Origin of the sequence: Halobellus captivus, assembly GCF_007655485.1 — an archaeon.
GTDB classification, from domain to species: domain Archaea; phylum Halobacteriota; class Halobacteria; order Halobacteriales; family Haloferacaceae; genus Haloquadratum; species Haloquadratum captivum.
This window is the reverse complement of the sequence record NZ_VJXQ01000003.1, coordinates 360,729-381,349: the sequence shown is the minus strand read 5'-3', so window position 1 is coordinate 381,349 and position 20,621 is coordinate 360,729. Positions and strand designations below refer to the sequence as shown.

Below are 20,621 nucleotides of genomic sequence, written 5' to 3'. Positions count from 1 at the left end.
CCGATCAGTCGGCCGTCGCTTCGGCTTCCGTGTTGTCGGCGTCGCTCGCGTCCTCGTGGTAGTACGTCTCGATGAACTCCTCGTCGACGCGGTTGAGTTCCTCTTTCGGCAGCATCGAGAGGAGCTCCCAACCGATGTCGAGCGTCTCCTCTAACGCTCGGTTCGTCTCGAATCCCTGGTCGATGAACTCCGCTTCGAACCGGTCGGCGAAGTCGAGGTACTTGTTGTCGCGCTCCGAGAGCGCCTCGCGACCGACGATGTTCACGAGGTCGCGCAGGTCCTCACCCTCCGCGTACGCCGCGTACATCTGATCGGAGACGTCGGCGTGGTCCTCGCGAGTGAGGCCCTCGCCGATGCCGTCGTCCATCAGGCGCGACAGGCTCGGAAGCACGTTCACCGGGGGCTGCAGCCCCTGACTGTTGAGGTCGGGGTCGACGTAGATCTGTCCCTCGGTGATGTAGCCGGTCAGGTCCGGGATCGGATGGGTGTCGTCGTCGCCGGGCATCGTGAGGATCGGAATCTGCGTGACCGAGCCCTCACGTCCCTGGATACGGCCAGCGCGCTCGTACAGCTGCGCCAGGTCGGTGTACATGTATCCGGGGTAGCCACGACGACCCGGGACCTCCTCGCGGGCGGCACCGATCTCACGGAGCGCCTCGCAGTAGTTGGTCATATCCGTCAGGATGACGAGCACGTGGTAGTCCTTCTCGAAGGCGAGGTACTCGGCCGTCGTCAGGACCATCCGCGGGGTGACCGTCCGCTCGACGGCGGGGTCGTCCGCGAGATTCATGAAGACGACGGAGCGCTCCAGCGCGCCGGTGCGCTCGAAGTCCTCCATGAACTCGTTGGCCTCTTCGGCGGTAATCCCCATCGCGCCGAAGATGACGGCGAACTCGGAGCCTTCGCCCTCTCCGTCTTCCTCTTCGGGAACGCTCGCCTGTCGGGCGATCTGCATCGCCAGTTCGCTGTGCGGCTGGCCCGAACTGGAGAAGATCGGGAGCTTCTGGCCGCGAACCAGGGTGTTCATCCCGTCGATGGCGGAGACGCCCGTCTCGATGAACTCCTCGGGGTACTCCCGGGAGTAGGGGTTGATCGCCGCGCCGACGATGTCCTGTCGCTCCTCGGGGACGATGTCCGGTCCGCCGTCGATCGGTCGACCGGATCCGTCGAGGACCCGTCCGAGCAGATCCTCGGTGACGGGCATCTTCATCGTCTCGCCAAGGAAGCGAACCGATGCGTGCTGGTCGATACCACTGGTGCCCTCGAAGACCTGGATGGCGACGACGCCGTCCGAGGACTCGAGCACCTGACCGCGCAGGGTCTCGCCTTGGGCCGTCTCGATCTCGACGATCTCGTCGTACCCGATCGCCTCGTCGACCTCGGCGAACACCAGCGGACCGCTGATCTCGGTGATTGTTTGGTACTCTTTCATTGTTAGTAGAGACTCCGGAGCTCTTCTGTGATCTCCGATTTGAGTTCGTCGACGTACTCCACGTAGTCCTCTTGGACGCCGATCCGGTTGATCTGCGGCGCGGAGTCGGTGTCGACAATCTCCTCGATCGGAACGCCCGCTTCGAGCGCGTCGAACGCCTCGTCGTGGAACGTCTCGATCGTCGTCAACATCAGGTACGTCTTCTCCGGCGGACAGTAGGTGTCGACCGGGTGGAACGCGTTCTGCTGGAGGTACGCCTCGCGCAGGTAGCGCGCGACTTCGAGCGTCAACTGCTGATCCTCCGGCAGCGCGTCCTTGCCGACGAGCTGAACGATCTCCTGTAGCTCGGCCTCCTCGTCGAGGATGTCGACGGCCCACTGGCGCTTCTCGGCCCAGTCGTCGGAGACTTCCGACTCGAACCAGGGATCGAGCTGATCCTTGTAAAGGGAATACGACTCGTTCCAGTTGATCGAGGGGAAGTGCCGACGCTCCGCGAGGTCGGCGTCGAGCGCCCAGAACGTCTTCACGATACGCAGCGTGTTCTGGGTGACCGGCTCGGAGAAGTCGCCGCCGGGCGGCGACACCGCGCCGATAGCCGAGACCGATCCCTCGGTGCCGTTGACGTTCTCGAAGTAACCCGCGCGCTCGTAGAACTGCGAGAGACGCGCCGCGAGGTAAGCGGGGTAGCCCTCCTCGCCGGGCATCTCCTCAAGTCGGGAGGAGATCTCGCGCATCGCCTCGGCCCACCGCGAGGTGGAGTCGGCCATCAGCGCGACGTCGTAGCCCATATCGCGGTAGAACTCCGCGATGGTGATCCCCGTGTAGACGCACGATTCGCGCGCGGCGACGGGCATGTTCGACGTGTTCGCGATAAGCGACGTCCGGGCCATCAGCGGGTTCCCGGTCGAGGGGTCCTCGAGCTCCGGGAAGTCGTCGATGACCTCGGTCATCTCGTTACCGCGCTCGCCGCAGCCGACGTAGATGATGATGTCGGCGTCGGCGTACTTCGCGAGCTGGTGCTGGGTGACCGTCTTCCCGGAGCCGAACGGCCCCGGAATCGCGGCCGTCCCGCCCTTCGCGATCGGGAACAGGCCGTCGAGAATCCGCTGTCCGGAGACGAGCGGCGTTCGCGGGGTCTTCTTCTCGACGGTCGGGCGGGCCTCGCGGACCGGCCACTCCTGTCGCATCTGGATCTCGACGCCGTTGTCGAGTTCGGCGACCGTCTCCTCGACGGTGAACGATCCCGACTCGACGGAGACGATCTCCGCCGTCTCGCCCTCGTCGAGGGCGTCCGGCGGGACCATCACCTTGTGGTCGATGGTGACTGTCTCCTCGACGATGCCGACCTCGTCGCCGCGGCCGACTTCGTCGCCCTCCTCCACGGTGGGTTCGAACTCCCACTCCGTGTCGAGTTCGATCCCCGGCGCGTCGACGCCGCGGTCGAGGTAGGGGCTCCCCATCTTGTCTTCGAGGACGTCCAGTGGACGCTGGACGCCGTCGTAGATGGTGTCGAGAAGGCCCGGACCGAGGTCGACGCTCAGCGGTTCGCCGGTGTTCTCGACGGGCTCGCCGGGGGCGATCCCCGAGGTCTCTTCGTACACTTGGATCGTCGTCGTATCGCCTTCGATCTCGATGACTTCGCCCATCAGACCCTCGTCGCCCACGTAGACGACGTCGTTCATTCGGGCGTCGAGATCGCGGGCGACCACGACGGGACCACTCACGCTCGCGATGACACCGTCCTCGCGGACGGATTGTGCTGTCTGGCTCATATATTAATTGTCCTCCTCCATCAGGTCGATACCGATGGCTCGCTTGATCTGGTCTCGGAGGCCGCCCGCACCCGCGCCGCCGCCGAGGGTCACCAGCGTCGGTTCGATGCTGGTCTCGACGTCGTTGCGGACCGATCGGGAGAGGTGATCGAGGTCGTCGTCGTGCATCACCACGATGCCGACGTTCTCGTCCTCGAGCACCTCCGTAACGGCCTCATCGAGCTGTTCGTCCTTCTCCTCGTCGGCGACGGTCTCGAACTTCCGGACGCCCGCGAGGCGGAACCCGGTCGTGAAGTCGGGACTGCCGACGACGGCGATCTCCTGGCTCATAGGATCACCAGCTCCTGTTCGATCTGCTCCTCGGAGAGGCCCGCCTCGCGTCCGCGCGCGATGGCGCGAATGTTGTCCACCTCTCGCTCCTTCGCGAGGATGTACGAGGCGATCGGCGTGATCGACAGGGGGAATACGTGCCCGAGCGCGTCGGTGTACTCCAGCAGGGCGATATCGAGCGCGCGCTCGAAGTTGATGAGGCTCTCCGCGGACTCGAGTTCGTCGAGCGCCGCCGAGAGGTCGTCACCGTACTTCGAATCGCGGATCGCCGCGACGAGCTCGTCGCGGTTCTGCGCCAGCGTCGCGAGCTCGCTCGCGGTGAACAGCGACCCGCCGTCGATGTAGTAGTCGGCGGGGTCGATGTCCGCACCGCTTTGCGCGAGCCGAAGCGCGTTCCGGGCGTTCCGGAAGTCGATTTCCGCTTCGAGGAACTCGCGGTACTGCTGGGTGGCCTCGTCGACGACGAGGTCTTCGAGCAGGTGGTCGTAGTACGTCCTGTCGACGGCGTTTTCGAGGGGAACGAGGACGCCCGTGTCCTCGTAGTCGTCGTACGCCGCTTCGAGGCCGGGGCCGAAGATCGTCCCCGACAGGCGGTCGACGGCGTCCTCGATGCTCGGTGCGTCGAGCAGTTGATCGAGAAGTTCCTCGTCGAACTCACCGGCGCGGATCAGGTCGTCCGCGATCTCGTCGCTGTCAGCCTCCGAGTAGATGCCGCGGATGACGGTCTTGACGTTCCACGCGTCGAACTTGCGCAGGTAGCGCGCGATCAGGTCGTACAGCCGACCGTCGGCCCAGCGGAGCAGATCGTCGAACTGCTTCGCGAGGTTGCGGTTGAGCGCGTACTCGATGAGGTCGACGCCCGAGTGCCGCGAGCCGAGCGCGTTGATCTCGGCCTCGTAGTCGGATTCCTCCATAAACCGCGCGATCTCGGCTGGCCCCATCCGAATCAGCTTGCGGTACTCTTCGTCCCCGTAGAGGGCGCTTCGGCGCGCTCGGACGCGGGCCGTCACGTACTCCGGGTTGGAACCGCCGGCGGTGCTCATTGGTCGAACAGTATCTCGCTCACGTTCTTGAGGTTGTTCTCCCAGACGCTCCCAAGAACCGAGTCGAAGGTGTTGTTCACCCGAACGCGAGAGCTCTCACCCTCGACGACGACACCGCCGAGGCAGTCGTACTCCCCGGCGTACTCGAAGCCGTCGTACTCCTCACAGAGCGACTCGAGCAGTTCGGCGTCGTCGGCTCGTCCGTAGACCGACACGGACTCTCCCTCGTCGAACTCGTCGGTCGCGTCCGCTAAGAGCGCTTGCGTCAGTTCCTCTCGCTTGTCGTCGGGGAGCGAGGTGAGCTCCGATTCGACCCGACTGCGGACGTCCTCGAGGACGTCGCGACGGGCTTCGAGCCGTTCTTGTTTCGCTTCGAGCTTCGCGCTCGACAGCGCCTGTTCGCGTTCCTGCTCGATCTGGCGCTCGACGGACTCCTTTCGCGCTTCGAGGAGTTCCTCGGCGTCAGTCTCTGCCGTCTCGACGATCTCATCGGCGCGACGTTCGCCCTGCTCGCGAATCTCCTCCGCACGCGCGCGGGCTTCGTCCCGGATGTCTTCGACGACGTTGTCCAAACTCATTGATGGAAAGAGCGGGGGCGTTCAGACCAGGAATACGACGACGAGCGCGAGGATGACGAGCGTCTCCGGCAGGACGGTCAGGATCAGACCGTTGACGAAGAGACTGTCGTCTTCCGCGATGGCGCCCATCGCGGCCGCGCCGATACCGCGCTCTGCATACCCTGCGCCGAAGGCCGCGAGACCGACCGCGAGTGCGGCGGCGGCGGATGGTTCAAGAGCCGGGGCAGCTGCCTGTGTCTGCTGTAGGAGTGCTTCGAACATTGTATTTGGTGTTGACCGGATAGTCGTCTCCGAACGTGCGTTATTGGACGCACGTATCTCATAAAGCTTCCCAAACTAACTCGCGAGAACGGGTGAGAAGCGCCCGGACTCGGCCGTATTCGTCCGATTTGAGAATGAGTAACACGGCTATCAAAACCACGGATGTGAGGTGTCGTTTTCAGACAGACACGGGAGAGGCGGTGCCCGCCTGCGTCAGTCTTCGGTCGTGAAGCGGCGTTCGTAGCCGAACGGTTCGTACTCGCGCCCACCGCCGTCGAAGAACTTGTTGAAGAACTCGACGTACTCGAGACGCACCGCCTGCAGACCGGCGCTCGTGACGCCGAGCGCGAGGACGAGCAGGTGGCCGAGCACCAGCACGAGGAGGCCGATCAGGATCGTCGCGGCGTCGCCGTGGACGAGCCCACCGAACATAATCTCGGTCACCTCGTAGCCGTGGTAGCTCAGCGTTTCACCCGGACCGAGCGCCGCCACGGCCCCAGCGTCCGGCATTCCTCCGAGACCGAAGTGCCAGCCGCCGTGATCGTCGACGTACACGCCGAAGAAGAGCAGGTTGACCGTGAAGGCCATCCCCGCCTTCGCGAGCAGCACCGCGGCGATACGCGTGTACGAGAGGACGTTCACGAGCACGTTCAGGAACTCGACGACCTCGATCGGCTCGCCGATCGCGAGCAGGACGAGACCGACGACGAACACCAGAAGCGGCAGCGTGAACGGCGCGTCGACGATCGGGATGTTGAACAGCGCCATCGTCGGGAACCCGTTGAACCCGAGCGGGATCACGCCCTCGCTGGAGAACGTCGTGTAGATGAATTCGGGTGCGACGCTACTGAGCGCGTCACTGAACACCCACACCCACAGGCCGTTCATCATCAGGAGCCACGAGCCGTTGTCGTAGACAGCGTGCTTCAAGTCGTGAAGCTGGTAGTCCTCGACGAAGCCGAAGATCCACGCCACGTTGAGGTGGAAGATCCCGATCAGCACGCTCACGACGAGCCAACCGCGGGCCCAGTCGATTCCGGCGGGCGAGAGTCCTTTCTCGATCGGCGGATGTGCCATACCGAGCATCCCTTCCCAGAAGTACGTGGAAATGACGTGCAGGCCGAACAGCTCACCGTACAGAATCCCGAAGATTACCGTGAAGAAGCCCGCGGCGATGGTGACGCCGCCCATACTCCGAAACGCCGGGCGGTCCGCGAATTTGGTGTAGAGGAAGTAGCCGATCCCCATATAGATGAGGCCGTACCCGAGGTCGCCGATCATAAACCCGAAGAACGCCGGGAACGTCAGAAAGAGGATGATCGTCGGGTCGAACTCGTAGTAGCTCGGCCGGTTGACCGCCTGCACCAGGATCTCGAAGGGCTTGACCGCGCCCGGGTTGTCCTGGACCGTCGGCGGTTCGTCGTCGGCCATCACGACCGGGCTGCCACCGTCGGCGCGCGCCGTCTCCGCGCCGCCGTCTGCGGCCGCCGCCGCCCCGCCGTTGCCGCCAGCGGGGACGTCCTCGCGGACGTGGTCGGTGCCGTCCTTCGAGAACGTCGCCCGCTCAAGCTCCTCAACCTCGACGCGGTCACCGACGGCGTCTTTGAGCGCGCCCTTGAACTCGGTGTACCCCTCGGAGGGGATCCACCCCTCGGCGATGAAGGCGTTCTCCGTCGTCGCGAAGGAGAGCGGGGCCTCGGTCTTTTGGACGTCGATCGAGAGCTTCTCCTCGGCGGCGAGGAGGAATCCCGCGGCGTCCATCTTCTCGGCTTCCAGCTCGTTGTCGACCGTCGAGAGCTTCGATTCGAGCTGCTGTTTCTCGTGTTCGAGCTCGGCCTCGTAGTCGCTCGGGCTGCCGCTGGCGTCCGGCACCTCGTAGGCGGTGAAATCCGCGCTCACCAGCGCGTCGACGAGTGCCGAGTCGTCGGCGTCGGCCGTGGGGTGCGCGAAGACGCTGAGGACGTCGTCACCGGCGAAAATCTCGTGGGAGCGGAGGTCATCGGCGTCGATGACCGCGCGCTCGATCGTGTCGCGGTCGCCCGCGCCGACAGCGACCTGTAACGTGTCGTAGCCGGAGAGCAGGTCGAGGTCGATGTCGAGATCGACGAACGGTTCGACCGCATCGAGCTGATCTTCGAGCGATCGGATCTCCTGACGGAGTTCCTGTCGGCGGTCGTCGAGTTCGTTGACTCGCGTGCGGATCGCTTCGAGCTCCTCGTCGAGCGCGTCGTCGGTGACGATTCGCGTCGGCCCCGCGTCGTCGGCGTCGACGTCGAGGATGCTTTCGAGGGAGCGAACCGTGACGAGCCGATCGGAGGACTCCTCGGCACCCTCGACGGGATTGCCGGGGTCGAACCCGTCCCAGGAACCGTCGTACTCGGTGACGTGCAGCAGATTCAGCCCGTGGGCGGTCTCGATGACCTCGTCCATCACGGCCTTCGATCCCGTCACCGAGACCTTGCTCATCTGCTCAGGTCTGAGCATGTACCGCCTCCTCGAACTGGCTGATCGCGTATTCGACCGCCTCGTCGGCGTTCTCCTCGGCGGACGCGACCAGCTTCTCACGCGCTTCTTTGCCCTCCTCGATGAGCTCCTCGCGCTCGGCCTCGATCTCCGCGCGGGCCTCGGCGAGCCGCTCTTCCTCGTACTCGTCGGCCTCTGTCTCTGCGTCGGCGCGGATCTCCTCGGCTTCGCGTCGAGCCTCCTCGATTCGCTCGTCGCGATCCTCCTCGGCCTGCTTCACGATGTCTTCGGCCTCGGATTCCGCCGTTTTGATCCGTTCGAGAACCTCTGGTCTCGGCATACTCGTATCACCGAAACGTAGCGCAAGCGGCGTATAAGGTGTTTGCGGAACACTCTCGCCAACCCCTCGGTTTTCAGACGTGACAGCGAGGGCGGATCCGCACCGTTATCATTCTCCCGCCCAAACCGGGGGGCGATGGGTGTCCTCGAAGACAAGGCCAACGCGCGCCTGTTCTACAAGTACCTCTCGAAGGTCTACGATCGGATCAACCCCTTCATCTGGAACGAGGCGATGCGCGACGAGGCGCTGGAGTGGTTCGACGTGCAGCAGGGCGACCGCGTCCTCGACGTCGGGTGCGGCACCGGCTTCGGGACCGAGGGACTCCTCCGCTACACCGACGACGTTCACGGCCTGGATCAGAGCCGCCATCAAATGGAGAAGGCGTTCGAGAAGTTCGGCGCTCGCGACCGCGTGCGCTTCTACCGGGGCGACGCCGAGCGGCTCCCGTTCGCCGACGACTCCTTCGACGCAATCTGGTCGTCGGGCTCGATCGAGTACTGGCCCAACCCGGTAACGGCGCTCACGGAGTTCCGCCGCGTCGTCAAGCCGGGACACCGCGTGCTCGTCGTCGGCCCCGACTACCCCAACAACCGCATCTTCCAGCACCTCGCGGACGCGATTATGCTCTTTTACGACGAGGAGGAGGCCCAGCGGATGTTCGAGGAGGCGGGCTTCGTCGACATCGAACACCACATCCAGCAGGCGTATCCCGGTAGCCCCCGGGCGATCACGACGCTCGCGCGTGCGCCAGAGGAATAATTTCTCCAGTAATTTCTCCGGTCCCCCGAAGTTCCAGTTTTCCAGTCCTCCGTACTTCCGGTCCTCCCAAATTCCGATCTTCCGGGCCCTACTCTCGGAACTCGAATCTCTATCCCCCGTTCAATCGACAGTCCCGCGAACGCGGCTCACCCGATCGGAGCCGACGTAGACCGTGACCGAGACGGTACGTCCGGGGTGCAACCGCGGCGCGTTCGTGGCCGCGACGCGGAACGAGCCGGTTTCGCCCGCTGACCAGACGCCGTCGCTCGCGAGGTTGAACGGCCCGGTCGGTCCGCCGCGAAAGCCCGTCGCCGCGAAGAACGGGACCGGTGGCTGGTGACGGAGCCGCTCCCCGTCGACCGCGACGACGAGCCGCACGTCCGAAAGCGACAACGACGGCCCCACCTCGTGCGTCAACGCGACCGTGTCGCCGTCGAGTCGCAGCGACAGCGCGACGGTCTCCGTCCCCGAGTCGCCCGCCGCGACTGTACCGCTCGCGATCTCGCCCTCGCCGGTCGCCGCCGCGACGGCCTCCACACCGGCGGCGACGACGCCACCGAGCGCGATCCCGACGAGGAGCAGCAGCACGACACCGATCACTGAGGCCGATCCGCGGGAAGACACGGGGGCGTTGGCACCTCGATGGGATATGAACGTTCGGCCCGAGACTGTCGCCGGACGACGTGGAAAAGCGTCGAATCGGTTAGCCGGACGGCGTCATCGTTCCCATTCCGTCCTGGGGCGCGCTCTCGTTGACCTCGCCGTAGACGAACGGCGTGGAGGTGGGTTCGACAGAGAGCACGACGACCGAGCTTCCGTCGATGGCGGTCACCTGATAGGTCCCGCTCGGGGTGAGCGTCCACAGCGATCCGTCGCCGCCGGTCCGCCCGACGACCGAACTGCGGCCGCCAGCGGGGCCGACCGTGAGCTGGGCGTCGACCGGTTCGTCGTTCTCAGTGCTGTTGAGTTGCAGTCGGACCGGGCCGCCGGGGTACGTCCGGTGGGCGGTCAGTTCGAGACCGTCTTTGATCGCCGACGTCGCCGACGTCGTCCTCACCCGGTCGATCGGCCGATACTGGTACTCCTTGAACACGCGCTCGCTCCCGCTGTCGACGAACGCGACGAGTCGGCCGCGCTCGTGTTCGATCGTCACCCGCGTGCTGTCGCTCTCGGGGTTCCCGACGACGTCGTCGCGGAGCCGGAGGGCGGTGATCGTCGGGTACGCCTGCTCGGTCGCGTTGACGGCGTCGCCCAGCGTGAAGGATTCGCCGTTACCGACCCGAAGCGGTCCGCGGTACACCTCGCGAACGTACGTTCCGTCGCGGATGACGGCGAGTTCGACGCTGTCGTCGCCGGACTGGACGAAGAAGCGCGTCGACTCGGCCTCACCGTTGAGGACCGACGCCGCGTGCCCGCGGACCGGTCCGGCGAGCGTGTTCAGCTCCAGCTCGATGTTCCCGAAGCGCGAGGAGGAGATACTGAATCCCGGCGTCGAGTCGGCGAGTCCCTGGAGTCGGTCTCGACGCTGTTGAAGCTCGCGGGCCTCGGCGTCAATCACCGCGAGTTCGTAAAGGAGTCGCCGCGGCGTCAGTTCGTCGCGACCGTACGCCGCGACTGCCTGTTGCTGTCGCGTGCGGAGCGTGATTACTCGCTGCTCGATAGTGCTGACCTCCTGGAGGAGATACTGCTGTCGCCTGTCGGCCGTCCCGGCGGATTCGATCCGCTCGACAACCGCGGTCGTCTCGAGGCGCCCTTCCGCCGTTCGCGAGCCGAACGCGAGGCCGCTCCCGAGTTCGACGTACTCCGTCTTGAGGCTACTCCGCGTCGCCGCGTTCGGCGGGATCCCGAGGACGTTGATCGGCGACGCCTCACCGGTTTCGTTGGGGGGCGATACCTGTAGCGGCGGGCTGGCGCTCACCGGTTCGAGGGAGTCGCTAGCGGATGCGTTCGGCGCATCGGCCCCCAACGCCGGGACCGCACCAGCGACTGCGGAGAGCACCAAGAGGAGGGCGAGTGAGAGGGCGGCAGCACGCATACGCCGTCCGTACTCCCGGACGGTTATTAAATCGCGTCATTCGACAGACTGTCAGATGAGGTACGGTCTTTCTCGGGCAACAGCGGTGTCGGATCAACGGTAGCGGTGTCAGGTCCAGCGGTAGTGATGTCAGACCCAGCGGTAGCGATGTCGTATCCAGCGGTAGGATCTCGTATCCAACCAAGCGCGAGAGAGACTCGACCGATGGAAAGCGTTTTGAGCGTCCCACGTGCACTGCCATCAAATGCGGACGTCCGCGCTGTGGGTTGCCCTCCTCCTCGTCTTCGCCGCTGTCGCTCCAGCCTCGGCTCTCGCCGTCGACGATCTCTCCCCGCGCGGTTCTGCGTCACCGGCGGCCGATATGGGTGCCGTATCCGACCGGACTGCTGACGTTCGAGCGACGTCGGATCGCGCGGCCGACGTTCGAGCACCGAGCGGGTTCCGGCAGTTGAGCGACGGGGACGGCGCGCCCGCGGGAACCACCGTCGAGATCGACCTCCAATCGGACCGGAGCGCCGAGTGGCGCATCGAGACGCACTACACCCTCGATTCGCAGAACGAGACGAGAGCGTTCCGGACGCTCGCGTCCCAGTACGAGGCGGGAGAGGCGGACGTCGGACCCAGCCGCGCCCTCTTCGAGTCGTTACAGGAGCGCGCGAGCGAATCGACCGGGCGCTCGATGGCGATCGAGAACGTCACCTACCACAGCTCGATCGACGAGGAGGCGAGCCGGGGGACGCTCGCGCTCACGTTCAGGTGGACGGGCTTCCTCCGACAGGGCGCGAACGGGACGTTCGTCCTCGACGACGTGTTCACGCTCCCGACCGCCGAGACCGACGAGGAGCGGACGTGGCTCTCGATCTTCGGCGACGATCAACAGATCCTCATCCGGCCGCCGGACGGGTACACGGTGACCGGAACGAGCATCCCGGTCCAGCAGCGCGAGAGCGCGATCATCCTCGCGGAGCCGTCGGACTTCGAGGGCGAGGGCGAAGCGCTCGAAATTACGTACACGTCGGTCGGCCCCGCGGATCAACTCCCGCTCGGGCTCCTCGCGGGCGGCGGATTCGTGGCGATCGCGACGCTTCTCGCGGGCTTTTGGCTGATACAGCGCAGCGACGAGCGGACCCTACCGTGGAACGTCCCATCGACCGCTTCCGACGCCGCCGGAGCGGAGATCGCTGAGAACGGAGGTGTAGACGCCGGAGGCCAGGCGTCGACAACGCGTCCCGCGGGTGACGTGGCCCGGAGTAGCTCCGGGGGCGATCCAGCGCAGTCGTCCGCCGCCGACAGCCAACACGCTCCCGAAGCAGCCACGGGCGACGACGGGACCGGGAGCGAGCCCGACCTCTCGCTGCTTTCCGACGAAGAGCGCGTCGAACACCTCCTCGAACGGAACGGTGGTCGGATGAAACAGGCGACGATCGTCGACGAGACCGACTGGTCGGACGCGAAAGTCTCCCAACTCCTCTCGGCGATGGCCGACGAGGGACGGGTGAACAAGCTCCGTCTCGGGCGCGAGAACCTCATTTCGCTCCCGGAGGACGACGGGGACGGCTCGGGCAACGGCACTGAAGTCGGGACCGACAGTTCAGATAGTTTGAGCAGCAAGTAACGGTCCGCAGCAGCGAGATCGGTGCATCGACAACGCCGGAATCGGACCGGAAATTCGATCGTTCGGATCCGCTTTCCGGAACCTCTTTTGCCGCCCCAACCTCAGCGTCGGGTAATGGAGTATCTGGAGCGTCGGGTGTCGCTGGTCGAAGCACGCCTCGAGAGCGTGATCGAGGCGGTCGACCCTCCGGAATTATCCGACGAGGTTGCACACGTCGCGCTTGCGGGCGGCAAACGCGTCCGACCGGCGGTCACGATTCTGGCCTGTGAGGCCTGCGGCGGAGAGCCCGCCGAGGCGGTCGACTTCGCCGTCGCGATCGAACTGGTTCACAACGCGTCGCTCGTGATCGACGACATCATCGACCGCTCCGACGTGCGCCGCGGGACGGCGAGCGCCTGGGCGGAATACGGGTACGGTCCCGCGATCATCGCCTCCGACGGCCTGTTGGGCGAGGCGTTCGCGCTCCTCTCGCGGAACGACCACGCGACGCAGATCGTCGCCGAGTCGATGGTCGAACTCGGCGAGGGCGAGGCGACCGAACTGGTGGCTCGCCCCACCAACGAAAGCGAATACATGGATCTCGCCCGGCGAAAGACCGGCGCGCTGTTCCGCGCCGCGGCGGAACTCGGCGCGGTCGCCGCCGACGCGGACCCGTTCACGGTCGAGGCGTTCGGCGAGTACGCCGAGCGCGTCGGCGTGGCGTTTCAGATCCGCGACGATGTCCTCGACGCGACGGCCGATGCGGCGGATCTCGGCAAGCCCACCGGACAGGACGAGGAGATGGACCGCCCCTCGGTGGTGCAGGTCACGGACCTGTCGGCGGAGGCGGCCAACCAGCGCGCGCACGACCAGTCCGAGCAGGCGCTCGACGCGCTCGCCGCCTCCGACGTCGACGACAGCGAACCGCTCGGTTACCTGCAAGACCTCGCGGAGTTCGTTGTCGTCCGCGAACGGTAGCGTGTTCCCACAAGCGGGACTACGCGAGCGACAGGAGGCCGTCGTCCAGTCAGCCGCTTCCATCGAGTCCCGCTACGCTACCCCTGCGCCGCCTCCGCGGCCGTCGGGAACCGCGACTCCGCGATGGCGAACGCGAGCGTGCTGAACACGCCGAGGAGCGTTCCGGCGGTGAGACCGATCGCCAGCTCGGTCATCGAGAACGACTCGACCCCGGCGATCCCGCTCGGGAGGAAGAACCCCGAGACGACGTAGAGGACCACCGCGATGGCGACGACGTAAAAGGGCGCGTTGAGATAGCGCCACTTGAACCGGTCCGCGAGGTACTCGTCTGTCACCTGCCCGAGGCTCGACGTGACGCCCGCCGCCGCGAACCACTGGACTGCACCGTGGACGAGCGCCGCGAGAACGAGCGGCGGCGTCGGGTCGGTGACGCTCGTCCGGAGCGTTTCGACGAGCGCGTAGCCCCGGAAGCCGCCCACGACGAGGAGCGCCGCGGCCGCGACGTACGTGATGAGCGTGACGCGCCCCTCGTAGAGCACGTCGCGGATGCGCTCTGCGGTGTCGTCGACGGCGTCCTCCAATCCGAGACCGCGGAAGAGCGTGTACAGGCCGAGAAACGCCGAGATGAATCCCAACACGACGGCGCCGGGAACGTCGAAGAGACTCGCGATCGTGACGAACGGGTAGATCAAGAGGAGAATCCCGAGCGGCACGAGAATCGTGCCTCTCGTCTCCGGATCTGCGAGAACCTGCTTCATCGTGTAGTAGATCGACTCCAGGTCCTGCGCCTGCCGGACGACGACTCGTCGAACGCTGTCGATCGGGACGCGCGAGCGGATGATCGGCAGCACCGACTCGTCCTGCGCGCCGTCGGTGATGACGATGGCGCTGACGTTTTCCCCGGTCGAGAGCCCCGCCAGCACGCGGTCGATCTCTTCGCCGATCGCCCGGTTGGCCTTCACGTCGCCGCCCTGCGTCCCGGTGACGGCCGCGACGGCCACTTCCTCTTCGACGTCGGGGTCGCGTTCGAGGGCGTCGTGCTCGTGGATCCCCTGGAACAGCACGTTGACGTCGGAGTCCTCCGGGTCGGCCGTCGCGAGGGCTACGGCCGCTGATTCGACGGCGTCGCGGCCGACGACGGGCGTTTCCAGCCCGGTCTTGCGGCCGAGGTCGTCGTCGAGGTCGACACAGAGGACCAACAGCATCTGCCCGGAGGTACGCCGCCGGGCTATATCTGTTTTCGGGAGTGATGACAGGCACAATTCGGGAGTGATGGCAGTCACAATTCGGGAGTGATGGCAGTCACAACCGACCGAATGGGAGAGATCGTCCGGATCGAACGCCAGTCGCCGATCCAAGTAGCACGACTTTTGGGTCTCCGGGCGGTAGCGAGTACAACAGAATGATCTCGAAGGGCTGTGAGCAGTGCGCGAAAGGCGGGAAGATGGTCCTCTTCGTCTACGGTTACTGCGACCAGCGCGACTGCTTTTACTGCCCGCTCGGCGAGAACCGCAAGAACGTCACCGACGTCTACGCCAACGAGCGCCTCGTGGAATCCGACGATGACGTCATCGAGGAGGCCCACCGAATGGACGCCCTCGGCACCTCGATCACCGGCGGCGAACCGCAGGAGGCCCTCGAGCAGACCTGTCGCTATCTGTCGCTCTTGAAAGAGGAGTTCGGCGAGGATCACCACACGCACCTGTACACCGGGATCACCGGCGGCAGAGAGAATATGCGGCGGCTCTCGGAGGCCGGACTCGACGAAATCCGCTTTCACCCGCCGTACGAACTGTGGGGCGACCTCCACGGGACCGAGTGGGAGGAGATCCTCTATATCGCCCGTGAAGAGGGACTCACTCCCGCGTTCGAGATCCCGGGAATTCGAGCCGAACCGGAGTTCCTGGAGTTCCTCGACGAGGGCGCCGCCGACTTTTGCAACGTCAACGAGTTCGAGATGAGCGACGGGAACTACCGCCGGATGCAGGAGGAGGGGTACGAACTGCAGGAGGGACACATGTCCGCCGTCGACGGCTCGAAGACTGAAATCCTCGACGCGATGGGCGACCACGAGCGCGTGTACTTCTGCACCTCCGTGTTCAAGGACGCCGCCCAGCACCGCAACCGACTCAAGCGGATGGCGCGGACGATCCGGCGACCGTTCGACGAGGTGACCGACGACGGGACGCTCGTCTACGGCAAGACGTGGATCGGGTCTGAAAAGCTCGACGCCCTCGGTGTCCCCGAGGAGTTCTACACGATCAAATCGAACCACATCGAGGTCGCGTGGTGGCTCTTAGAGGAGATGATCGAAGCGGGCGACGTGCCCGAGGGCGAGATCGTCGAGCAGTACCCGACCGCGGACGGGACAGTCGTCGAGCGGACACCGCTGGCGTGACGTCGCAAGAAGCGCAGCTATCCGGTTCGTGATTCCTTTTCTAACGTCAGCGCCGCGTAGAGACCCGGAACGAGCGCCACCGCCGTGCCGACGAGGAGCCACTCGCCGAGTGCGCCGCCGCTGGCGACGCCGATCCCGACGATAGCGACGCCCAACAATCCACCGACGCTCGCGGCGAGACGTTTCGTGCGACGGTCGAAGTCGACCCCGCGGGCAGTCGCGTAGAGTGCGGCACCGAGCGCGCAGACGCCCCCGGCGACGACGCCGACGAGCGGCTGTCCGACGAAGAGACCGAATGCGAGAAGCGCGAGCCCTGCGGCGACGCCGACGCCCGCGGTCGCCCGCGGCGTGAGCGGATTGACGCCCGCTCCGTAGCGCGTCGCGTATCCGGCTGGCGGGGTTCCGAGCGCGAGTCCGACGAGCGCGGCTCTCAGAACACCGCCAGCCGTGGGGTCGTCGACGAGCGTACCCAGCGCACCAGCGGCGGCGATCGCACCCCCGAGTCCCAGCAGCCATCGCGGGCGAAGCGTCGCCGCGGGGTCGGAGTCGCGGACGATTCCGAAGCCGACGAACGGGTAGGAGACGAGCGCGCCGACGACGGTCGTCGCGTAGAGACCCCAGCCCAGCGTGACCCCGGTCACGACGACCGAGAGGCCGAGCACGACGCCGATGAGGACCGCGAACTCGGGAACGCGACGGCTCATACTCCGAGTCGGGGCGAGTCGGCAGAAAGCGTTGCGGTCGCGCCGAGATCGCATCCGTATCGAGCGACTGATGACCGTCGTTGCGGGCCGCGTCTGTGAGCCGTCATTCCACGGTACACGGGGGCTCGTTCGTCGACCCGCAAGCGTTTAGACGGGCCGTGAAGTATCTCTCGCTATGTCAGACTGTCCGTTGGCCGACGACTGTCCCCGGTATTCGGAGCGAATCGACGGAATGGGGTGTCAGTACTACGGCGACCGCGGCGGCGCGGAGTGGTGTAACAACTACGAACAGCCGATCCGCGACCTGAAGGCCCAACCCGTCAAGCCGGGCGAGGAGGTCGTCATCGACGTCGACGACATCCACGAGAGCGGTGCGGGCGTCGGCCGCACCGAGGACGGGTTCATCGTCCTCACCGACGGTCTCCTACCCGAAGCGCGGGCGGTCGTCAGAATCGACCGCGTGAAGTCGAATCACGCGACGGCGAAGAAGATCGTGGAACGGCTGCCGCTGGACGAAGACGAAGTCGACGACGAGGACGCGGACGCGGAATCAGAAACTGTCGACCCCGACGATGACGACGGTGACGACGAAAACGACGACTTCAGCGGCCGGGGACGACCGACCGCACTCGGAAGCCGCGACAACTTCTGGGGCGGGTAGTCGGACTCGCGGCCCGGGGGGGATCGGATGGACAGTCGGTTCTCCGGGTCAACGGGTCGTCGATCAACGGACGGCCGACCAACAGACAGTCGGTCTTCTGTAGCTTTTTTGCGACGGCCGCGCAACACAGCCGTATGGCTGATGGCGAAGGCGACGGCGGCGGCGCAACAACGTCGGACGACGACGAGGTGTTCGACGTCGACGCCGCGCTGTCGGAAGTCGGATTCGACGCCGAAGAGAGCGTGTTGACGCGACGGCAGGCCGAGGTGCTCGTGCTCCGCGAGCGTGGGGTCCAGCAGTCCCGAATCGCGGATATGCTCGGGACCTCGCGCGCGAACGTGTCGAGCGTCGAGTCGAGTGCCCGGCGGAACGTCGAGAAGGCGCGAGAGACTGTCGCCTTCGCCGAGGCGTTGGCCGCGCCGGTCCAGATCTCCGTCGAGAAGGGAACGGACCTGTACGACGTGCCCAAACAGGTCTACGACGCCTGCGACGAGGCGGGGGTGAAAGTGAACCGAACGGCGCCGGAGCTGATGAAGGTCGTCTCCGACGCCGCCGGTGACGCCATTCAGGGCCGGGAGGTCCGCGAGTCGCTGCTCGTCGGCGTCACGACCGGCGGGACGGTGCAGGTCCGACGAACGACGGAGTGACGCGGGACTGTTGAGACGTCTTCAGAACTCCCCGCGGTCCTGGAGCGACCGCACGAGCGATTTGACCTTCTGCGCCTGCGCTTTCGGCACCACCAGCACGCGACCGTCCCACGCGACCACCGCGAGGTCCGACACGCCGACAAGCGAGACGTGCGCGTCGTCGGCGACGACGACGTTGTCCTCGGCCTCGACCGTTCGGAGCGTGACGTCGCCGTCGGAGACGTTTCCGTTCGCGTCAGCGTCGAGAACTCGTTCGAGCGCGTCCCACGCGCCGACGTCGTCCCACGGGAACGACACCGGGACCACCGCGACGTCGTCGGCAGTCTCGAAGACGGCGTTGTCGACGCTCACGGGATCGATAGACTCGAAGGCGGCCGTGACTGTCCCGTCCGCCGCACCGCGCGAGTCATCGGCGGCGGCGAGCGCTGCCGAGAGCGGAGCCAGCGGCGACCTCTCGACGGCATCGAAGAGGATCTCCGGCCGCCAGGCGAACAGCCCGGCGTTCCAGTAGTGACCCGCCTCGACGTACGCGGCCGCGGTCGCGGCGTCGGGTTTCTCGTGGAACGACCGGACCGATTGCCACTCGGTTTCTCCCCCGGGTCCCGCCGCTTCGATGTAGCCGTAGCCGGTCTCGGGACGGGTCGGCTCCACGCCGAAGGTGACCAGCCGGTCCTCGGTCGCCGCGACGGCAGTCCCGCGGCGGACTGCGTCCGCGAAGCCCTCGCCGACGAGGTGATCGCTCGGGAGCGACAGAAGCACGCAGTCGTCGTACCGGCGCGAAATTCGGTGCGTCGCGTACAACAGCGCGGGACCAGTGTCCCGGCCCGCGGGTTCCACGAGGACCGTCACGCCGTCGCCGACCCGCTCGGCGACGCCGTCGCGGTACGACTCGCGCGTGACGACGACCACTTCGTCGGCGACCTCGCGGGCGCGGTCGACGGTCCGCTCGAGAAGCGACTTGCCGCCACCCGCCAACGAGAGGAACTGCTTCGGCCGGTCGGATCGGCTCGCGGGGTAGAGCCGCGACCCGGTTCCCCCGGCGAGCACGGCGGCGACCACTGGGAGCGAAGCGGCGTCGTCCGTCGCGGGTTGCTCCGCTGCGGGTCGCTCCGCTACGGATTGCTCCGTCGCTGGAGAAGATCGCGGTTCGGTCATCACCACGTCTCCACGATACCGTCTCTGACGTCTTCGGCGCAGCCCTCACAGTCGGGGTGACCCGCCTCGAAACAGGCCGGATGGCCGTCGGCGTCGACCGCGACGGCCCGCCGTTCGGCCTCGCGACGGCAGACGAGGCGGACGCGTCCCTCGTCGTCGCGGGGAAGCGCGTCCGGTACGGCGTCGCGTTCGCCCGCTTCGGCCGCGTCAGCCGACTGCCGCCCCTCTCGGTAGGCGTCGCGGGCGCGAGCGTACTGTCGGCCCGCCTCTCGAAGCTTCCGTCGCAGCAGTCCTTCGAGGCGGTCGTCCATCGCTCGGGTGTGGGATTCGGACCGACATAGGTCCGTTGGTGGCGCTGACGACCGCCCCGTCGAAAGCGGCGCTGTCGGTACGGTGTTCCGTCTCGTTGATGCGCTGTTATCCATACGGCACCCGGGCCGTCGGATTTCACTTTCACCCCGGTTACGACAGTTTATTACCCATCGCGCACCAAACGCTCTGTGCCTCCCAACGGAAAACAAGGCGGAGGCGAGTGAAACTATGTCAGACCTGCGAACACACGCAGCGGAGATAGCCGAACAGTTCTCGGACCACCTAGACGTCGACGAGGCCGAAGTCGAAGAGCGACTGGAGAACCTCGTCGAGGAGTACCGCGTGCCGGTCGAGGAAGCGCGTCGCTCGGTCATCAACAGCTACCTCGAAGAGGCAGGCCTCGAACGCGACGAGATCGGACGCGGCGGCAACGACGAGGTCCGCCTCGCCGACATCGACGAGGACGAGCAGTGGATCGACGTGACTGCGAAAGTCGTCGAACTGTGGGAGCCCCGAAGCGAGTCGATCGCGCAGGTGGGCCTGCTCGGCGACGAATCCGGCCGGACGAAGTTCGTCGCCTTCGAGACGTCGGACCTCCCGAAGCTCGAAGAGGGTGCGGTCTACCGCCTCGGCAACGTCGTCACCGACGAGTACCAGGGTAACTTCTCGGTGAAGCTGAACAAGACGACCTCGATCGAGGAGCTCGACGAGGAGATCGAAGTCGGCGACGACTCGACCACCGTCGAGGGCGCGCTCGTCGACATCCAGTCGGGGAGCGGCCTCATCAAGCGCTGCCCCGAGGAGGGCTGTACGCGCGTCCTCCAGAACGGTCGCTGCTCGGAGCACGGCGACGTCGACGGCGAGTTCGACCTGCGGATCAAGGGCGTGCTCGACGACGGCGAGCGCGTCTACGAGATCATCTTCGGCCGCGATGTCACAGAGGACCTCACGGAAATCACGCTCGACGAGGCCCAGCAGATGGCGATGGACGCCCTCGACACGACCGTCGTCGTCGACGAGATGCGCGAGGACCTCCTCGGCACCTACTACCGCGTCTCCGGCCCCGAACTGGGACGCTACGTCCTCGCCGACGAGGTCGAACGGCTCACCGAACCGGCGGATCCAGAAGCGGTGCTGATCAAAGCGAGGTCGATCTGAT

The 20,621-nt window shown here is 66.0% G+C and carries 21 protein-coding genes; 7 read left to right on the top strand and 14 right to left on the bottom strand.

Annotation, left to right across the window (positions count from 1 at the left end):
- Nucleotides 1-4 precede the first annotated feature (4 nt).
- The 8 genes from FJT57_RS11270 to ahaH form a co-directional block, all read right to left on the bottom strand.
- Nucleotides 5-1,432: an ATP synthase subunit B gene (locus FJT57_RS11270; RefSeq protein ID WP_144905214.1), complete on the bottom strand. Its 1,428-nt coding sequence runs from the start codon at nt 1,430-1,432 to the stop codon at nt 5-7.
- A 2-nt stretch (nt 1,433-1,434) separates the two neighbouring features.
- The gene (locus tag FJT57_RS11265) at nt 1,435-3,204 is read right to left on the bottom strand and encodes an ATP synthase subunit A (protein WP_144905212.1); all 1,770 of its coding nucleotides are present in this window, start codon (nt 3,202-3,204) and stop codon (nt 1,435-1,437) included.
- A gap of 3 nt (nt 3,205-3,207) precedes the next feature.
- Nucleotides 3,208-3,534 carry a V-type ATP synthase subunit F gene (locus tag FJT57_RS11260; protein WP_144905210.1) on the bottom strand — a complete coding sequence of 109 codons (327 nt, stop codon included), beginning with the start codon at nt 3,532-3,534 and terminating at the stop codon, nt 3,208-3,210.
- Nucleotides 3,531-4,577, bottom strand: a complete 1,047-nt coding sequence (locus tag FJT57_RS11255) for a V-type ATP synthase subunit C (protein WP_144905208.1) — start codon at nt 4,575-4,577, stop codon at nt 3,531-3,533. Before FJT57_RS11255 ends, FJT57_RS11260 begins: the two co-directional genes overlap by 4 nt.
- A complete protein-coding gene (locus FJT57_RS11250; protein ID WP_144905206.1) occupies nt 4,574-5,155 on the bottom strand; it encodes a V-type ATP synthase subunit E in 582 nt (193 codons plus the stop codon). Before FJT57_RS11250 ends, FJT57_RS11255 begins: the two co-directional genes overlap by 4 nt.
- A 21-nt stretch (nt 5,156-5,176) precedes the next feature.
- Nucleotides 5,177-5,416, bottom strand: coding sequence for a hypothetical protein (locus FJT57_RS11245; RefSeq protein WP_144905204.1), 240 nt, complete (start codon nt 5,414-5,416; stop codon nt 5,177-5,179).
- Nucleotides 5,417-5,629: 213 nt separating this feature from the next.
- Nucleotides 5,630-7,900 carry a V-type ATP synthase subunit I gene (locus FJT57_RS11240; protein ID WP_144905202.1) on the bottom strand — a complete coding sequence of 757 codons (2,271 nt, stop codon included), beginning with the start codon at nt 7,898-7,900 and terminating at the stop codon, nt 5,630-5,632.
- The gene (gene ahaH / locus FJT57_RS11235; RefSeq protein ID WP_144905199.1) at nt 7,887-8,219 is read right to left on the bottom strand and encodes an ATP synthase archaeal subunit H; all 333 of its coding nucleotides are present in this window, start codon (nt 8,217-8,219) and stop codon (nt 7,887-7,889) included. Before ahaH ends, FJT57_RS11240 begins: the two co-directional genes overlap by 14 nt.
- A 135-nt stretch (nt 8,220-8,354) precedes the next feature.
- On the opposite strand from ahaH, the gene FJT57_RS11230 reads away from it, so the two are divergent.
- The gene (locus FJT57_RS11230; RefSeq protein ID WP_144905197.1) at nt 8,355-8,978 is read left to right on the top strand and encodes a methyltransferase domain-containing protein; all 624 of its coding nucleotides are present in this window, start codon (nt 8,355-8,357) and stop codon (nt 8,976-8,978) included.
- A gap of 120 nt (nt 8,979-9,098) precedes the next feature.
- On the opposite strand, the gene FJT57_RS11225 is transcribed toward FJT57_RS11230, so the two are convergent.
- Nucleotides 9,099-9,602 (bottom strand): type IV pilin, encoded by a 504-nt coding sequence (locus FJT57_RS11225; protein WP_144905195.1) that lies wholly within the window; start codon nt 9,600-9,602, stop codon nt 9,099-9,101.
- Between the two features lie 79 nt (nt 9,603-9,681).
- Entirely contained in the window at nt 9,682-11,013 is a 1,332-nt protein-coding gene (locus tag FJT57_RS11220; protein ID WP_144905193.1) for a DUF7096 domain-containing protein, read from the bottom strand.
- Nucleotides 11,014-11,257: 244 nt separating this feature from the next.
- On the opposite strand from FJT57_RS11220, the gene FJT57_RS11215 reads away from it, so the two are divergent.
- On the top strand, nt 11,258-12,628 hold the full coding sequence (locus FJT57_RS11215; RefSeq protein WP_144905191.1) for a helix-turn-helix transcriptional regulator: 1,371 nt from the start codon (nt 11,258-11,260) through the stop codon (nt 12,626-12,628).
- 114 nt (nt 12,629-12,742) lie between these two features.
- The gene (locus tag FJT57_RS11210) at nt 12,743-13,585 is read left to right on the top strand and encodes a polyprenyl synthetase family protein (protein WP_144905189.1); all 843 of its coding nucleotides are present in this window, start codon (nt 12,743-12,745) and stop codon (nt 13,583-13,585) included.
- 77 nt (nt 13,586-13,662) lie between these two features.
- Here FJT57_RS11210 and FJT57_RS11205 read toward each other — a convergent pair whose 3' ends face one another.
- The gene (locus FJT57_RS11205; protein WP_144905187.1) at nt 13,663-14,790 is read right to left on the bottom strand and encodes a DUF373 family protein; all 1,128 of its coding nucleotides are present in this window, start codon (nt 14,788-14,790) and stop codon (nt 13,663-13,665) included.
- Between the two features lie 197 nt (nt 14,791-14,987).
- On the opposite strand from FJT57_RS11205, the gene FJT57_RS11200 reads away from it, so the two are divergent.
- On the top strand, nt 14,988-15,983 hold the full coding sequence (locus tag FJT57_RS11200) for a radical SAM protein (protein ID WP_144905185.1): 996 nt from the start codon (nt 14,988-14,990) through the stop codon (nt 15,981-15,983).
- 17 nt (nt 15,984-16,000) lie between these two features.
- On the opposite strand, the gene FJT57_RS11195 is transcribed toward FJT57_RS11200, so the two are convergent.
- Complete coding sequence (locus tag FJT57_RS11195; protein WP_144905183.1) at nt 16,001-16,687, bottom strand: hypothetical protein; 687 nt, start codon at nt 16,685-16,687, stop codon at nt 16,001-16,003.
- A gap of 175 nt (nt 16,688-16,862) precedes the next feature.
- On the opposite strand from FJT57_RS11195, the gene FJT57_RS11190 reads away from it, so the two are divergent.
- Both FJT57_RS11190 and FJT57_RS11185 read left to right on the top strand, forming a co-directional pair.
- Nucleotides 16,863-17,348 carry a TRAM domain-containing protein gene (locus tag FJT57_RS11190; RefSeq protein WP_144905181.1) on the top strand — a complete coding sequence of 162 codons (486 nt, stop codon included), beginning with the start codon at nt 16,863-16,865 and terminating at the stop codon, nt 17,346-17,348.
- A gap of 134 nt (nt 17,349-17,482) precedes the next feature.
- Nucleotides 17,483-17,995, top strand: a complete 513-nt coding sequence (locus FJT57_RS11185; protein ID WP_144905179.1) for a Tfx family DNA-binding protein — start codon at nt 17,483-17,485, stop codon at nt 17,993-17,995.
- A gap of 21 nt (nt 17,996-18,016) precedes the next feature.
- Here the strand turns inward: FJT57_RS11185 and FJT57_RS11180 are convergent, their stop codons facing one another.
- Nucleotides 18,017-19,150, bottom strand: coding sequence for a mannose-1-phosphate guanylyltransferase (locus FJT57_RS11180; RefSeq protein ID WP_144905177.1), 1,134 nt, complete (start codon nt 19,148-19,150; stop codon nt 18,017-18,019).
- On the bottom strand, nt 19,150-19,461 hold the full coding sequence (locus FJT57_RS11175; RefSeq protein WP_144905175.1) for a DUF7091 family protein: 312 nt from the start codon (nt 19,459-19,461) through the stop codon (nt 19,150-19,152). Before FJT57_RS11175 ends, FJT57_RS11180 begins: the two co-directional genes overlap by 1 nt.
- 229 nt (nt 19,462-19,690) lie before the next feature.
- On the opposite strand from FJT57_RS11175, the gene FJT57_RS11170 reads away from it, so the two are divergent.
- Nucleotides 19,691-20,620 (top strand): replication factor A, encoded by a 930-nt coding sequence (locus FJT57_RS11170; protein WP_144905173.1) that lies wholly within the window; start codon nt 19,691-19,693, stop codon nt 20,618-20,620.
- Nucleotide 20,621: the final 1 nt, after the last annotated feature.

What these genes read in the sequence shown, in the direction of transcription:
- FJT57_RS11270 (WP_144905214.1), bottom strand. Translation starts at nt 1,432, where the DNA reads ATGAAAGAGTACCAAACAATCACCGAGATCAGCGGTCCGCTGGTGTTC.
- FJT57_RS11265 (WP_144905212.1), bottom strand. Translation starts at nt 3,204, where the DNA reads ATGAGCCAGACAGCACAATCCGTCCGCGAGGACGGTGTCATCGCGAGC.
- FJT57_RS11260 (WP_144905210.1), bottom strand. Translation starts at nt 3,534, where the DNA reads ATGAGCCAGGAGATCGCCGTCGTCGGCAGTCCCGACTTCACGACCGGG.
- FJT57_RS11255 (WP_144905208.1), bottom strand. Translation starts at nt 4,577, where the DNA reads ATGAGCACCGCCGGCGGTTCCAACCCGGAGTACGTGACGGCCCGCGTC.
- FJT57_RS11250 (WP_144905206.1), bottom strand. Translation starts at nt 5,155, where the DNA reads ATGAGTTTGGACAACGTCGTCGAAGACATCCGGGACGAAGCCCGCGCG.
- FJT57_RS11245 (WP_144905204.1), bottom strand. Translation starts at nt 5,416, where the DNA reads ATGTTCGAAGCACTCCTACAGCAGACACAGGCAGCTGCCCCGGCTCTT.
- FJT57_RS11240 (WP_144905202.1), bottom strand. Translation starts at nt 7,900, where the DNA reads ATGCTCAGACCTGAGCAGATGAGCAAGGTCTCGGTGACGGGATCGAAG.
- ahaH (WP_144905199.1), bottom strand. Translation starts at nt 8,219, where the DNA reads ATGCCGAGACCAGAGGTTCTCGAACGGATCAAAACGGCGGAATCCGAG.
- FJT57_RS11230 (WP_144905197.1), top strand. Translation starts at nt 8,355, where the DNA reads ATGGGTGTCCTCGAAGACAAGGCCAACGCGCGCCTGTTCTACAAGTAC.
- FJT57_RS11220 (WP_144905193.1), bottom strand. Translation starts at nt 11,013, where the DNA reads ATGCGTGCTGCCGCCCTCTCACTCGCCCTCCTCTTGGTGCTCTCCGCA.
- FJT57_RS11215 (WP_144905191.1), top strand. Translation starts at nt 11,258, where the DNA reads ATGCGGACGTCCGCGCTGTGGGTTGCCCTCCTCCTCGTCTTCGCCGCT.
- FJT57_RS11210 (WP_144905189.1), top strand. Translation starts at nt 12,743, where the DNA reads ATGGAGTATCTGGAGCGTCGGGTGTCGCTGGTCGAAGCACGCCTCGAG.
- FJT57_RS11205 (WP_144905187.1), bottom strand. Translation starts at nt 14,790, where the DNA reads ATGCTGTTGGTCCTCTGTGTCGACCTCGACGACGACCTCGGCCGCAAG.
- FJT57_RS11200 (WP_144905185.1), top strand. Translation starts at nt 14,988, where the DNA reads ATGATCTCGAAGGGCTGTGAGCAGTGCGCGAAAGGCGGGAAGATGGTC.
- FJT57_RS11195 (WP_144905183.1), bottom strand. Translation starts at nt 16,687, where the DNA reads ATGAGCCGTCGCGTTCCCGAGTTCGCGGTCCTCATCGGCGTCGTGCTC.
- FJT57_RS11190 (WP_144905181.1), top strand. Translation starts at nt 16,863, where the DNA reads ATGTCAGACTGTCCGTTGGCCGACGACTGTCCCCGGTATTCGGAGCGA.
- FJT57_RS11185 (WP_144905179.1), top strand. Translation starts at nt 17,483, where the DNA reads ATGGCTGATGGCGAAGGCGACGGCGGCGGCGCAACAACGTCGGACGAC.
- FJT57_RS11180 (WP_144905177.1), bottom strand. Translation starts at nt 19,150, where the DNA reads ATGACCGAACCGCGATCTTCTCCAGCGACGGAGCAATCCGTAGCGGAG.
- FJT57_RS11175 (WP_144905175.1), bottom strand. Translation starts at nt 19,461, where the DNA reads ATGGACGACCGCCTCGAAGGACTGCTGCGACGGAAGCTTCGAGAGGCG.
- FJT57_RS11170 (WP_144905173.1), top strand. Translation starts at nt 19,691, where the DNA reads ATGTCAGACCTGCGAACACACGCAGCGGAGATAGCCGAACAGTTCTCG.